This window comes from Corynebacterium aurimucosum, from assembly GCF_046895345.1.
Taxonomy (GTDB): domain Bacteria; phylum Actinomycetota; class Actinomycetes; order Mycobacteriales; family Mycobacteriaceae; genus Corynebacterium; species Corynebacterium aurimucosum_G.
On record NZ_CP160096.1, the window covers coordinates 627,411 to 640,688 of the forward strand.

At 58.1% G+C, this 13,278-nt stretch carries 12 protein-coding genes; 4 read left to right on the forward strand and 8 right to left on the reverse strand.

Features of this window, described 5'->3' with window-relative positions:
- Nucleotides 1-106 precede the first annotated feature (106 nt).
- Nucleotides 107-1,174, forward strand: a complete 1,068-nt coding sequence (locus tag ABZS45_RS03075; protein ID WP_412100589.1) for a hypothetical protein — start codon at nt 107-109, stop codon at nt 1,172-1,174.
- Between the two features lie 113 nt (nt 1,175-1,287).
- Here the strand turns inward: ABZS45_RS03075 and ABZS45_RS03080 are convergent, their stop codons facing one another.
- A complete protein-coding gene (locus ABZS45_RS03080) occupies nt 1,288-2,247 on the reverse strand; it encodes a hydrogen peroxide-inducible genes activator (RefSeq protein ID WP_412100590.1) in 960 nt (319 codons plus the stop codon).
- 173 nt (nt 2,248-2,420) lie between these two features.
- Here ABZS45_RS03080 and ABZS45_RS03085 point away from each other — a divergent pair, with 173 nt between their 5' ends.
- Together ABZS45_RS03085 and ABZS45_RS03090 are read left to right on the forward strand one after the other, a co-directional pair.
- Complete coding sequence (locus ABZS45_RS03085; RefSeq protein ID WP_010190254.1) at nt 2,421-3,014, forward strand: peroxiredoxin; 594 nt, start codon at nt 2,421-2,423, stop codon at nt 3,012-3,014.
- Nucleotides 3,015-3,058: 44 nt separating this feature from the next.
- Nucleotides 3,059-3,592 (forward strand): carboxymuconolactone decarboxylase family protein, encoded by a 534-nt coding sequence (locus tag ABZS45_RS03090; RefSeq protein ID WP_070446750.1) that lies wholly within the window; start codon nt 3,059-3,061, stop codon nt 3,590-3,592.
- 128 nt (nt 3,593-3,720) lie between these two features.
- Here ABZS45_RS03090 and ABZS45_RS03095 read toward each other — a convergent pair whose 3' ends face one another.
- The 5 genes from ABZS45_RS03095 to ABZS45_RS03115 form a co-directional block, all read right to left on the reverse strand.
- Nucleotides 3,721-4,431: a VIT family protein gene (locus ABZS45_RS03095; RefSeq protein ID WP_412100591.1), complete on the reverse strand. Its 711-nt coding sequence runs from the start codon at nt 4,429-4,431 to the stop codon at nt 3,721-3,723.
- A gap of 142 nt (nt 4,432-4,573) precedes the next feature.
- Nucleotides 4,574-4,951 (reverse strand): hypothetical protein, encoded by a 378-nt coding sequence (locus ABZS45_RS03100; RefSeq protein ID WP_412100592.1) that lies wholly within the window; start codon nt 4,949-4,951, stop codon nt 4,574-4,576.
- Between the two features lie 28 nt (nt 4,952-4,979).
- Nucleotides 4,980-6,005: a PTS sugar transporter subunit IIC gene (locus tag ABZS45_RS03105; protein ID WP_371325746.1), complete on the reverse strand. Its 1,026-nt coding sequence runs from the start codon at nt 6,003-6,005 to the stop codon at nt 4,980-4,982.
- A gap of 181 nt (nt 6,006-6,186) precedes the next feature.
- On the reverse strand, nt 6,187-8,760 hold the full coding sequence (locus ABZS45_RS03110; protein WP_412100593.1) for a DEAD/DEAH box helicase: 2,574 nt from the start codon (nt 8,758-8,760) through the stop codon (nt 6,187-6,189).
- A 102-nt stretch (nt 8,761-8,862) separates the two neighbouring features.
- Nucleotides 8,863-9,882, reverse strand: coding sequence for a PAC2 family protein (locus tag ABZS45_RS03115; protein WP_412100594.1), 1,020 nt, complete (start codon nt 9,880-9,882; stop codon nt 8,863-8,865).
- A gap of 352 nt (nt 9,883-10,234) precedes the next feature.
- Between ABZS45_RS03115 and ABZS45_RS03120 the strand changes: the two genes are divergently transcribed.
- A complete protein-coding gene (locus ABZS45_RS03120; protein ID WP_412100595.1) occupies nt 10,235-11,383 on the forward strand; it encodes a DUF4192 domain-containing protein in 1,149 nt (382 codons plus the stop codon).
- On the opposite strand, the gene galE is transcribed toward ABZS45_RS03120, so the two are convergent.
- Together galE and ABZS45_RS03130 are read right to left on the reverse strand one after the other, a co-directional pair.
- A complete protein-coding gene (gene galE, locus ABZS45_RS03125; RefSeq protein WP_412100596.1) occupies nt 11,340-12,323 on the reverse strand; it encodes a UDP-glucose 4-epimerase GalE in 984 nt (327 codons plus the stop codon). The genes ABZS45_RS03120 and galE overlap by 44 nt on opposite strands.
- A gap of 4 nt (nt 12,324-12,327) precedes the next feature.
- The gene (locus ABZS45_RS03130) at nt 12,328-13,008 is read right to left on the reverse strand and encodes an iron dependent repressor, metal binding and dimerization domain protein (RefSeq protein WP_412100597.1); all 681 of its coding nucleotides are present in this window, start codon (nt 13,006-13,008) and stop codon (nt 12,328-12,330) included.
- Nucleotides 13,009-13,278: the final 270 nt, after the last annotated feature.

Genomic DNA, 13,278 nt, shown 5'->3' on the forward strand with positions numbered 1-13,278 from the left:
TCGACCTAAAAGTTTACCCGGAAGGCTATGTGCTCACAGATTGAGGTGAGGATATTGGTACCCTCGTGTTTACTGCACGAACACTAATCAATGAAGGGCATAGTTTATGACTAATCCTTTTGAATCGAAGCCGGAGGATAACGACTCCAACCGGGGCTTTGGCAGCAACCCGGCTCATAACTCCGGCGACTCCTCCGGAAACAACGGCGAACTTCCCAAATACGAGCCTACTTCTCACCCAGAAGATCAGGCTGGCTTCGGCCAGTCCAGCAGCTACGGCAATTATGGCGGCGGCGACTACGGCTCCCAATCCTATGGTGGGTACGAGGCTGGTCAGCCGGGCTACGCTGGTGCGGGCTATGGAGGCGATTCCAGCTACGAAGGCCCAGGCCCAGGCGCCGGCCCGGCCTACACGGGCCCGGTCAGCGCTATCGAAGCGATCAAATGGGGATTCAAGGCCGCGCTCGGTAACGCACTTTTGTGGGTGTTGGGCGCCGTCGTCGTGTTTGCTATTCAGTTTATCCCGCAAATTGGAATCAGCTTTGGTGCGCAGAGCGCCGATGGGGCGGAGACCTCCGTCATGTTGGACCTCTTCTCCTTCGCGGTGTCCATCCTGTCCTTTGTTGTATCTCTGGTTGTTTATCGTTTGGCCTACCGTGAAATCGACAAGCCGAGCCCCACATGGGGAACCCTGTTCCAGGGAGTTCGCTGGGTTCCGCCGCTCGTGGTGAACCTTGTCTTGGGCATTCTTGCTGCGATTGTCCTGGTGATCGTCATCGTTGGCCTGTTGATGGTGGGCCTCGGCGGTGTAGCAGGTATGGACCTCCAGAACCCAGAGCAGCTCAGTGAAAATGATATTTTTGCACTCGTTGGCTCTATCTTCGGCGGAGTCATCGTTGTCATGCTGATTGCGCTGTTCATTCAGCCCTTCTTCACCCTCATGCCGTGGTTGGCAGCCGATAGCTCCTCCGTTGGTGAGGCTTTCTCTCAGGGACTCAAGCTGGGTAAGGAAAACTACGGCCACATCTTGCTGTTCATTGTCCTGTCCGGTCTGATGGCTTTCGCCTCCCTCATCACCCTGGGCTTGGCACTGATCATCATCGCGCCGGCACTGCAGCTGGCAACCGCACACCTGTGCCGCCAGTGCCAGGGTCGCTATGCTCCCGCGGCCTAAGGCTTAAGCTGTCGAATCGATACGCAGCGCCGCCCCTGACTTCATGAGGTGAGTTAGGGGCGGCTTTGTCGTTTTCTTTAAACCCGAAACCCGGTGCTGGAGCTGGGGAACAGTTAGGAGGCCGTGAAAAGTGTTCGGGAACGCTCCGCGGCGTCGTGGAAGGCAGCGGTGACTAAGGTCCCGAAAGCGCTGAACTCATCGGCACGGGCAGCGGAAGAGCGGAAGACAAGCCCCACGTGTCGTTCCGCCGTGACAGAAGGGGCAAAGTGTGCGACGGAAAGCCGCGGATTCTGGCATTCCGTTGCCAGCGCGGACTCGGGGACGAGAGTGGTGCCTAGGTTTCCCATGACCAGCTGCAAGATAGTAGTCAGCGATGAGGCTCGAGTGACGGCATTGGTGGCTTCGGAGGGATTGACCTTCGCGCGGCGGCACAGGTCGAGGACTTGGTCGCGGAGACAGTGGCCGTCGTCAAGCAGGAGCAGATCAAGGTGCCCTAGATCCTCGAGCGTGAGATCCTTTCGACCCGCAAGTGGGTGCTCTGCCGGGGTGACTGCGGTGAAGGCTTCGCTGTAGAGAGGAATCTCCACCATTCCGGGGGCTTCGGTGGGCAGAGCAGCAATGGCCAGGTCCAGGTTGCCCTCGCGCAGTTTGTCCAGCAGGTGCTGGGTCTGTTCCTCGACGAAGCGGGGTTCTAAATCGGGATAGGTCTCGCTGATGGACTGCAGTAACCCCGGCAAAATATAGGGCGCGATGGTGGGGATGATGCCGATAGTGAGGGGGCCGGTAAGTGTGCCGCTAGCGCCGCGCGCTTGGCCGAGGAAAGCATCGGAAGCTTCGAGTGCTGCCTTGGCATAAGGCAGTAGCGCTTCACCTGTCGACGTCACGATGACCTTGCGGGTCGAGCGTTCGATCAGCTGTACTCCCAAACCTTGCTCGAGTGCGACGAGGGCCTGGGAGAGCGAAGGTTGGGAGATATCGAGTTTGGCGGCTGCGGTTCCAAAGTGCTTGTTTTCCGCAATCGTGACGAAGGTACGCAACTGGGCAAGGGTTGGGCGATACTCCTTATTGTTCATGCCTATAACTCTAACATGTCTAATTCGTGGAGCCTATTGACGGCCGAAGCCTTCCGTGGCATACTTAACAAGCGAGCGACTGCGTACCAGCTAAAAGGCAAAGTGGTGTGCGGTCGTAGAGATTTGCATCACTTTTGTGTATTGTTGTGACTATTGAAGGAGATGAGTCTTCTATGCCTATCTTGACCGTTGGTGAGAAGTTCCCAGAGTTCGAGCTGACCGCGCTGAAGGGGGGCGACCTCCACGACGTCAACGCTAACCAGCCGGAGGACTACTTCGAGCAGGTTTCTTTGGACAAGTACCAGGGAATGTGGAAGGTTGTGTTCTTCTACCCGAAGGACTTCACCTTCGTGTGCCCGACGGAAATTGCGGCCTTTGGCAAGTTGAACGAGGAATTCCTGGACCGCGATACCCAGGTTCTTGGTGGCTCCACCGATAACGAGTTCGCGCACTTCAACTGGCGTGCAACCCACCCGGAGCTGAAGGAAGTTCCGTTCCCGATGTTCTCTGATATTCGCCACGACCTGATCCGTGCCCTCGGTGTGGAAAACGCCGACGGTGTTGCTGACCGCGCTACCTTCATCATCGACCCGGACGGTGTTATCCAGTTCGTGTCCGTGACTCCGGATGCTGTCGGCCGCAACGTAGATGAAGTTCTGCGCGTGTTGGACGCCCTGCAGTCTGAAGAGGTCTGTGCCTGCAACTGGGAGGCTAATGACCCGACCAAGAACATCGACAAGCTCGAGGTTGTTAAGTCCGCTCTGTAAACCGGCACTAAGCACAACCGCCCAACCTTAAAGGAGTTACATCAGTGTCCATCGAAAACCTGAAGTCCGCGCTTCCGGCATATGCCAAGGATCAGAAGCTCAACATTGGTTCCCTTACGCGTAGCACCGAGCTGAATGAGGAGCAGCTGTGGGGCAGCTTGGTTGCTGCCGCCGCTGCGACCCGCAATGATCTGGTGCTGTCGGAGATTCTTGAGGAAGCCCGCGAGCACCTCAGCGAGGAGGCAATTGACGCAGCTCTCGGCTCCGCCACGGTGATGGCTATGAACAACGTGGCCTACCGTGCAAAGAGCTGGTTGGGCGATGATTTTGCCCAGGTCAAGTTTGGTCTGCGCATGAATATCATTGCTAAGCCTGGCGTAGACAAGGCTACGTTCGAGCTGTGGAGCACCGTGGTCTCCGCCATCAACGGCTGCGAGCACTGCCTGTCCGCACACGCTAATACTCTCCTCGAGGAAGGCGTGACCAAGGAGCAGATTTGGGAAGGAATCAAGGTCGCTGGTGTGGTTGAGGCCGTTGCACAAGCGCTCCAGGCCGAAGCTGTACGCTCCGCTGAGTAAATGACTCAGTGCGCTTTCCCAAGCGCAGATAAACAGTCCCACTCACCGCTCGCACTGCGGTGAGTGGGACTTTGTGTATTGTCGGCTTGGGCCCGGACCTGGGGCAGAGGAAAATGTCCTAGCATGGGCTAGCCAATGACCCCGCCGAAGGCTACGCCGATGCCATAGGTGATGGCTAAGCCGAGTGCGCCACCGATGACCAGGCGGAAGACGGAGCGCGCGGCATCCGTGTCAGCGAGGCGTGCCGAAACGTAGCCCGTGATTGCCAGGGCGATCAGGGTAACAATGGCGACTGTTGCTGCAGCCATGCTCATGGGGGCGAGGAAGATTGATAACAGGGGGAGCGCGGCGCCGGCAAGGAAGGATACGGCCGACCACAACGCGGCGTGCCAAGGATTTGTCAGGTCTTCGCCATCGATGCCCATCTCCAGTCGAAGGTGTGCCTCGAGAAGGCTATCTTCGGCAGCGATCTCGCGGGCGGCAGTGTCCGCGGTTTCGGTATGCATGCCGTAGCTGGCGAGCATGGAAACGAGTTCGGCATGCTCTTGTTCGGGGAGATCTGCCAGCTCGCGGGTCTCCTTGTCTATCATCATGCGCTCGGAGTCGCGTTGTGCCGAAACAGAGACATATTCTCCGAGTGCCATGGAAGCAGCGCCCGATACCGTTGCGGCTAGGCCGGCGGTGAGGATGGCGCTTGCCGACGCCCCAGAACCAACGACGCCAAGTAGAAGTGCCGCGACGGAGACGATGCCGTCGTTAGCCCCAAGTACACCTGCGCGAAGAGAGTTCAGACGAGCGTTGTGTGAGGCTCCGTGGGGTTCGTTGATATGTTGTGGCATTGCCAGCTCCTTGGATACCAGAATATGTGTGGCTCTCTAGTGCTTTCGCAGTTGTCTAGAGAACTTCTTATGTTCCAGTATCGCCGCTGGTCAGGGCCTTGTAAAGCGTGTGTAGGCTTAGCTGAATGCAGGGAGTGAAGGCTTAGATAATAGTGCCGGTCCAGTCGCCACAGGCCGCACCGTCCACAAAAAGAGCCATGGTGAACACTTCTTCCGAGAGGTTGAAATGAGCGGTGGGGAGGGTAACGGCCAACTCTTCCGGGGTGTACTCGTAGGGGTAATCAACCGGGCGGTGGGCATCCCTGGTGTCCTCGCCGAAGGAAGAGATTTTCATCGACGTGAGCTGGTCTTGTTCGAAATGAGCGGTGAGCTCCAGATCAAGGGTGTGCAGGGTGAACACGGTGTTACGGTGATGGGGCATTCCTCCAAGGAGCCAATGCACGGTGACGGCGTCTTCGTGCGTCTCAAAATGAACGCCTGCGAGGCGGATGCCGGTAGGTGGGGAGTTCTGTTCGTTCATAGCGGCCCCCACTGTACTCCCCGGATACCTACTTAAAGTCGAGAGAAAAGTACTCAGCCCTAGTCAGGTGCAGAACCTTTTCAAAGAGCCAGCAAAAGAGCAGCGCAAGGGCGAGGGGAAGGATGACATAGACGAAGGTAATAATCATCACGTTGCTGGCGCTCCAACCCCAGCCTTCGTAATTGAGGGCTGCCAGTGGGCCCATGAGACCGGAGATACCGAAGCCAGCAGAGATAGGGGTGCCGGAAATTCCTAAAGCGCCACCGACGCCGCCAAGCACGGCAGCGGAGCACATCACGGGCAGGAAGGTGACTGGCTTGGACAGCATGTTGGCCATTTGCACCTTCGGGGATCCCAAAACATGCAGGATAGAGGTGGCGAAGCCGTTGACGCGCCAGCCAGCAACGAGGAGTGTGAACCCAGCGGCGACGGCGCCCAGGTTCGCGGTACCGGAGGCGATGCCGTCGATGAAGATGGCAGTGGCAATGCCGACTGTGGAGACTGGAGAGACAATCATGATGGCGAAAAGGACGGCGAGGACAACACCCATGAGAACCGGCTGCAAGGTAGTTGCCCCATTGACCAAGTTGCCCAGCCAAAGAGTGAAGACCTTGACGATGGGGAAGGTGACAGCCCAACCGATGGTGCCCGCCACCAGCGTCACGATGGTGGATAGCAACAAAATAGAGTAATTTTTCAGCCTGTCGCCGATAAAGAGCAATAATCCCACTGCTATGGCTGCGGTAAGGCCTGAGTTGATAACAAGACCGGTGCCTTTGAGGAAGAAGCCGCCTTCGGGATTAACAGTGGCCACGCCTGAGCCGCAGAAGGAAGCAATGCCGACCGCAGCAGTCTGGATGGGGGTCATCTTGAATTCGATGCCCACGAGGACACCAATCATTACCGGCAAGAGGCTTGCTGCTAAGCCCGTCAATGCAATGACCGTGGCTGCGCCGGACCACAAGGGGAGTAGCGCCTTGGCTAATTCACCGAGCAGTGCTTGTGGGACGAGCGACACAACGACGGCGATGGAGATACCGTTGAGGACCTTCATGGTGAAGGAACCGGGGGTGAGGCGCTCGGCCGCAGGCGCTGCGCTGGCGTGAGGGATAGGGGAAAGCTTGCGTTCGTCTATCTGCTGTGGCGTACTCATTCCCCAATCATACGCATAATATGCGGTGTGTAGAAAATATTAATTCAGAAAAGGGGGTATTAATAGTCCCTGCTTATGCACCCTAGTACTCCACGCGTAACTCGGATAGCCGTACCTCCCCGGCTTCATCGGAGGCATCGAGATCTACGGTGCCAACGAGCTGATAGGAATTATCATCCTCTGGGTCCTTAAGGATCTGACGCACGGTCCACGACCGCGAGCCGCCAACGCCACGAGCGCCCGAGCCTGCGTCGCCCTTGTCCAGGAGGAAGTATTCCTGGCCCCTAGCCGCTGGCCCAGTGTCAATGTCATCGTAGTCATCGAAGTAGTCATCGAGGGCACGGCTAAAGTCAGGAATCTCCTCCAAGTAGTCCAACAAGTCTGCCAAGCGCTCTTCCTTCTCCAACGCAAAGAGTTGGGCAAGGCGGAAGAAGTAGTTGCGCACCATGATGCTGAAAGCCCGCTGATTCGCGGTCAAGGCGGTGGGATCCTCGACTCCGAAGGCCAACTCGCGGTCCAAATCCTCCTGGGAAATGGGGGAGTCCTCGCCAGCCATCTCAGCCCACTCGTCGACAAGCGAAGAATCGACTTGGCGGATAAGCTCCCCGAGCCAGACGATAATGTCCTCGAGTTCCTCTGTGAGGAACTCCGCAGGGATAGACTGCTTGAGCGTGCGCCAGGCATCGGTCAGGTAGCGCAAAATGACGCCTTCCGAGCGGGCAAGACCGTAGGTGGCGACGAGATCGGAAAAAGTCATGGCGCTCTCCAGCATGTCGCGCACTACAGACTTGGGCCGTAGCTCGAACTCCTTCGCCCATGGGTTGGTCTGGCAGAAGGTCTCATAGGACTGTTCGAGGAGCTCTTCCAGAGGCTTTGGCCACGTGATGTCTTCCACGATGGCCATGCGCTCGGTATAGTCCACGCCCTCGGCCTTGAGCGCCGCGATCTCCTCACCGCGCCGCTGCTTCTGTTGGGCAATGAGTACCTGGCGAGGATCATCCAGCACCGATTCAAAGACAGAGATGACATCGAGGGCATAGGTCTCGGACTCGGGATCCAGCAAGGTGAGCGCCGCCAGCGCGAAGGGCCCTAAAGGCTGGTTGAGGGCGAAATCGCGCGGCATCTCGCGCACCACGTGGTAGGGGCGGCCGTAGATGTCGAGTCCCTTCGTAGACTTTTGCACCACGCCCGAATTAAGGAGGCCACGGAACAGACTCAACGCTGTGAGGATGTCCTCGTTCTGGCGGGCACGCGTGTTGTGGCTCGTGCGCAGCAGGTGCTTGAGATGCTCGTAGCCGTTGCCGTGCCGGGCGAGCACGTTGAGCAACATGGAATTGGACACTCGGAATTGGGACGTTAGTTGCTCCGGTTCGGCGTCGATAAGCCGTGCGTAAGTCTGTTCCGACCACGACACTTCACCGTCGCGCGCAGACTTCTTTTTCAGTTTTTTGAGCCTTGCTGGGTCATCGCCCACACGGCGCCGCGCCTTGGCGTTCTCAATCTCATACTCCGGCGCCTGCACGACGACGGTGCCTTCCGTGTCATAACCGGCGCGGCCAGCGCGGCCGGCAATCTGGTGAAACTCGCGAGACTTCAGAATGCGCTGGCGGGTTCCATCATATTTGGCAAGGCCGGTCATCAGGACTGTGCGAATGGGGACGTTGATGCCCACGCCCAAAGTATCGGTGCCGCAAATAATCTTGAGAAGGCCCTTCTGGGCCAGGCGCTCAACCAAGCGCCGATATTTCGGCAACATACCAGCGTGGTGCACACCGATTCCCTTACGCAGAAGCTTAGAGAGATCTTTGCCAAACGTCGTGGTGAAGCGGAAGCCCGCGAGCTCAGCTGCAATGGCCTCCTTCTCTTCGGAGGTGATGATCTTCGATAGGGAAGTCAACGCCTGCGCGCGCTCTGAGGCCTCGCGCTGGGAGAAGTGGACGACATAGACGGGCGCCTTGCCATCGGCGAGCAATTCTTCGATGGTTTCGTGGACCGCGGAAAAGACATAAGAGAAGTCGAGGGGGACCGGGCGCGTTGTTCCCGCCACCAGTGTCGTCGTGCGGCCGGTACGCTTCGTCAAATCCTTCTCCAGCCAGGCGGTATCGCCCAAGGTGGCGGACATGAGCAAGAACTGGGCCTTCGGTAGCTCCAACAGCGGTACCTGCCAGGCCCAGCCGCGATCAGGCTCGGAGTAGTAATGGAACTCATCCATGATTACCTGATCAATGGCGGCTTCCGTGCCATCACGCAGCGCAATATTCGCCACAATTTCTGCCGTCGCGGCGATGATGGGAGCGGAGCCGTTGACCGTGGCATCACCGGTCATCATGCCGACGTTCTCGGGGCCGAAAATCTCGCAGAGCGCGAAAAACTTTTCGCTCACCAAGGCCTTGATGGGTGCGGTATAGAAGCTGCGCTGGTCGCGCGCCAAAGCAATGAAGTGGGCGGCGTTGGCCACCATGGACTTGCCGGAACCAGTGGGAGTTGCCAGGATGACGTTATCCCCGGCAAGAATGCCGAGGGAGGCCTCTTCCTGCGCTGGGTAAAGCGAAATACCACGGCCAGAAGTCCAGGACAAAAATGTGTCCCAGATGGCCTCATCAACCATCGACTCGGGGACTTCGGCGAGATCGGGCAACATCTGAGAAAGGTTCACCCGTCCCACCTTAGGCGAAAAGCACCGCGGACTAGGCCTCCACCCCGGAGTCCCAGATGGCTGTACTCGGTGCCTGTGTTCGTGCGGTAGATCTAACCGCGATTAGACGTCATCGTCCATATCCGAGCCGGGTCCTTGCTCCCGCCCATAGTTGTCTTCGCGGTCATCGATATCTTCGGAGAGGATATCCGGATTGTCGTCGAGGCCCGCCAGGAAAGCTTCAAAGTCTGCTCCGATCTCCTCACCAGTAGGCATGTGCTCTTCGCCAGGCATGATGGCCTGCGGGTGGCGGGAGCGGTAGCGCTCCATGTAAGCGTCGTACTGCTCCTCCAGCTGGTGGACCACGCCTGCAATTTCCTCAGAGTTGGTAACCTGCTCCTCCAACTGCTGGTTAACGCGAGTCACGTCTGCCTCCAAGCTGCCCAGCGGGATGTTGAGGCCAGCTGCGGTTGCCACCGAATCCAAAAGACGCAGCGTGGCCGACGGGTACGGGGAGGCGGCCAGGTAGTGCGGAACATGGGCGGTGTACCCGGCGACGCGGCGGCCCTTCTTGTCCAAGGCTCGCTCGATATACAGGGCGGCGGCGCCGGGGACCATCATGGTGGATTCCATGCGCACCATTGAGTTAAGGAGCTCCGGGGAATTGCCATGCGCCGTTACCACAGTGGGGCGGGTGTGCGGCACCGGCATGGGGGCCGAGTAGAGCATGATGGTGTTCTTGATATCGAATTTCTCCACCAGGTTCACTACCGCATCCGTAAAGGCCTCCCACCGCAAGTCCGGTTCTGGGCCTGAAAGAAGCAAGAATGGAGTGCCAGAGTTATCCCGCAGCACCTTAATGCCCAAGTCAGTGTTCTCAATCTCCACCGTGCGGTCATGATCGATGGTGACGGCGGGGCGGCGCGAGCGGTAATCAATGAGCTCGTCATTGTTAAACGAGGCTAGCTGGCGGTTTTCCAAAGCAGCCTTGAGGTGATCGGCACTGGCTTCGACGGCCTGTCCGGCGTCGGCATAACCATTCATAGCAACGATCATTGTGGGGCCGTTGTCTGGAGTCGAATCATCCTTGACCGCTGGAGCGGGATACTCCAGCTCATACATGCGGCGCTGTTCTTCCTGCATGGTAGTGACTCCTCCTTCTCATCGTGCGCTTCTTAACGAGCGTACGGACTTCATCAGCGTTCTGTTTCATGCAACGCTTAAGGTTTGCTGCCTATTCCCAGCTGAAATGGTGTTCCAAGGAGAACACAAACCCGGGAGGCTGCCCATGTTGGACTGCCTGCGGAAACTGGTGGTGATCGTACAAGCATGCCATATAGTCATTACTTCTTCCAGGTTTGCCTTTGCCAAGGTGTGGATAACCCAGTGGATTCCCATGGATTGAGCGGCAGTCCGGACTTGTTATCCACAGATATGCCGTGCGCGCCGGGGTATCCCTAGCGGTGGCTACCGCTGGTGGTTCAGGCTACAGGGTATGAACACTTTTTCAACGCACACAGACCGTACGCCACCGATAACAACTCCAGGTCATCTTCTCGCTAACATCCCCGGGCTCTTAGGCTTCTATCCCACCGAATCGGTGGTGTTTATGGCCATCGACACCACTCCACGCGGCCCAGCCATGGGACCGCTCGCTCGCGTCGACATCACGGATGCTCAAGGAGCGATCACAGACATCGCACCACTACTAGCGGAGCATGCCCGCGAAGGTGTCTTTGCTTTCCTCATCTCGAAGCAGCCTCTCACCGAACTGCGGGAAGTGTCCCACTGGCTTTATGGCCTGGACCGCGCTGAGGATGGGGTGGAGATCGACGCCGCGTGGTATGCCCACGAAATCACCCAGAATGCGCCTTATATCTTGCTGCATGGAACCGTCAACGCAGATGGTAGCGGGCCGATGAAGAAGTGGGTTGAGGGGACTATACCGGCGCTAACCGACGCCCCCTCGATGCGCTCTTGTGTCGACCACAATGTGGTACCTGAGCTAAACCGGGAGGATTTCTTTTCCGTCTTTGCGCCGGGGAATAGCTACCTCGACGCTGAGGAAGCTAAAGTCTTAGCGCAGCGAGCCCGCGATTCGGCGACGCGGTATCGCGAGCAGGTGGCCGCTGCACAAGGAAAGAAGCGCAAAGACCTGCTGGATCACTTTCTTGAGGATGCCCAGTGGGCACTTGACCAAGTGGCATCGGTGGAAGAAGCAGAACAGGACAGCAAGCTCCTGGAAACCTGCGCAGTGTGGCTCGCGACGACGTGGACGCGTGACCTCGTGGTAGATATCTGCGCGAAGGCGGGCGAAACCGGGGCGGACCTTCTCCTCGCAGCGGCCCGCACATTCAGCGGGGAGCTGCGGGCGAATGCGCTGACCCTTTTCGCATTAGCGCAGTTGGAGCAGGAGTGGGATATCCTTGCCGGACCAGCATTGCAGCTCGTCACGGAGGAGTTTCCCAGCCACCGCCTCGGGGCGCTGCTGTGCCAAGCGTACCGCCATGGCCTGCATGAAAAGATACGTGATTCGATTCATACAGGGGCGCTCAAGGCTTATGACACCGCCCTAGGGGAGGAGCCTAAAGAAAAGACGCTTAGCACCGAGCGGAATGAGCCCGCTCGCCGAGCTGCCGGGTGAAATTCCAAGCATCCGTGACGATGGTCTTCAAGTCGGTGCGGCTTGGGTTCCATCCGAGCTCGGATTTAATCTTGTCTGAGGACGCCACGAGCGTCGCGGGGTCACCAGCGCGGCGCGGCGCAAGCTCTGCTGGGATGGGGTGTCCAGTGACTTCGCGGCAGGCCTCAATAACCTGCTTGACGGAGTAACCGTCCCCAGAGCCGAGGTTGTAGATGCGGTGGGTGCCAGCGGTATTGCTCTCCAGCGCTAAGACATGGGCTTCGGCCAAGTCACGAATGTGGATGTAATCGCGCACTGCGGTGCCATCGGCGGTGTCGTAGTCATCGCCGAAGATGAAAATCTTTTCGCGATGTCCCAGCGCTACCTGCAGGACAAGCGGAATGAGGTGGGTTTCCACCTCGCGGTTCTCTCCGATATCGCCGTAGGCGCCGGCGACGTTGAAGTAGCGCAGGGAAGTCGCCCCCAAGCCATAGGCCTGGGCATAAGAGGTAATCATGTAGTCGATGGCAAGCTTCGATGCGCCATAAGGGTTCGTCGGCTGGGTGGGCATCGTCTCCGTGATCGGCACCTGCGCCGGCTCACCGTAGGTGGCAGCGGTTGAGGAAAAGACGAGGTTGGTGACCTCGAATTCACGCATAGCGTTGAACAGCTTTAGAGTTGTGACCACGTTGTGCTGCCAATAGTCAGCTGGGGCCTCCACAGATTCGCCCACGAGGGAGCGGGCCGCGAAGTGCAAGACTCCTTCGAAACCGCCCTCAGACAACACCTCACGAGCGACATCGGCCACGTCGCCTTCGACAAGGCGCGCCATCTCCGGGATGGCCTCGCGGTTGCCTGTAGAGAAATTGTCGATGATGGTGACATCGTGGCCCTTTTCAACGAGGACGGCTGCGCATACGCTGCCGACATAGCCGGCGCCGCCGGTAACTAACAGCTTCATCAGTTTAGTCCTCCTTGACGCGGATAGCGTGAGCGAGGTCGTCGACAAGCTCGACAGTGTGCCCTGATTTCGTTGTCAGCCTAATCGTCCCGCTCTCATTGACTACGGTGACGTGCGAGCCAACCTGGATTCCGCAGGCATACAGGTCGTGGAAGGTGGAATTATCAGCTTGCAAGACCTCATTGATTTGCACGATAGTGGCCTCGGTTTCTTGCCCGGTGGGAAGGTCGATGGCGCGGGTGCCCAAGTCGAGCTCTACCGGAGACATACCCAGCTGTGCCAAACCGGGGATTGGGTTGCCGAATGGTGAGCGGGAGGAATCCTCCAGCACCGCGACGACTCGCTTTTCCACCTCTTCACTCATGACGTGTTCCCACCGGCAGGCCTCGTCGTGGACCTTGTGGATATCAAGGCCAAGGACATCCGTGAGCAACCGCTCAGCCAAGCGGTGTTTGCGCATGACGCTGGTAGCTAATTCGCGGCCCTGCTGAGTGAGATCAAGGCTGCGGTCGGTGCGCACGTGAAGAAGTCCATCGCGCTCCATCCGGGCCACGGTCTGGGAGACGGTCGGTCCGGACTGCTCTAAACGTTCTGCAATTCGAGCGCGGAGAGGAGTAATGCCTTCCTCTTCGAGCTCGTAGATGGTTCGCAGATACATTTCCGTGGTGTCAACTAGGTCCCTCACGTGGGCTTACCTTTCTGCGTTGTCGGCGGTCCGTAGCCACATAGGTTTAGGCGCGGTAATAAAAGTGTATTAAGAGAATATCTTAAACAATAGCGCATTTTTCGACAGCTGAGAGCGCGCAGCACTGTGCGTCTGGCAGGGGGAGAGGGGCGGGATTTAAAAGCCGTAAGGATCATCGTGAGGAAAGACAAAAGCTACCGAGCAACGTCCTTTGCGGCCCAGCAGCACAATTCAACTGGGTAGCAAAGGCATTCCTCAATGGCTAAGGCT

What these genes read in the sequence shown, in the direction of transcription:
- ABZS45_RS03085 (WP_010190254.1), top strand. Translation starts at nt 2,421, where the DNA reads ATGCCTATCTTGACCGTTGGTGAGAAGTTCCCAGAGTTCGAGCTGACC.
- ABZS45_RS03120 (WP_412100595.1), top strand. Translation starts at nt 10,235, where the DNA reads ATGAACACTTTTTCAACGCACACAGACCGTACGCCACCGATAACAACT.
- ABZS45_RS03080 (WP_412100590.1), bottom strand. Translation starts at nt 2,247, where the DNA reads ATGAACAATAAGGAGTATCGCCCAACCCTTGCCCAGTTGCGTACCTTC.
- ABZS45_RS03095 (WP_412100591.1), bottom strand. Translation starts at nt 4,431, where the DNA reads ATGCCACAACATATCAACGAACCCCACGGAGCCTCACACAACGCTCGT.
- ABZS45_RS03115 (WP_412100594.1), bottom strand. Translation starts at nt 9,882, where the DNA reads ATGCAGGAAGAACAGCGCCGCATGTATGAGCTGGAGTATCCCGCTCCA.
- galE (WP_412100596.1), bottom strand. Translation starts at nt 12,323, where the DNA reads ATGAAGCTGTTAGTTACCGGCGGCGCCGGCTATGTCGGCAGCGTATGC.
- ABZS45_RS03100 (WP_412100592.1), bottom strand. Translation starts at nt 4,951, where the DNA reads ATGAACGAACAGAACTCCCCACCTACCGGCATCCGCCTCGCAGGCGTT.
- ABZS45_RS03075 (WP_412100589.1), top strand. Translation starts at nt 107, where the DNA reads ATGACTAATCCTTTTGAATCGAAGCCGGAGGATAACGACTCCAACCGG.
- ABZS45_RS03105 (WP_371325746.1), bottom strand. Translation starts at nt 6,005, where the DNA reads ATGAAGGTCCTCAACGGTATCTCCATCGCCGTCGTTGTGTCGCTCGTC.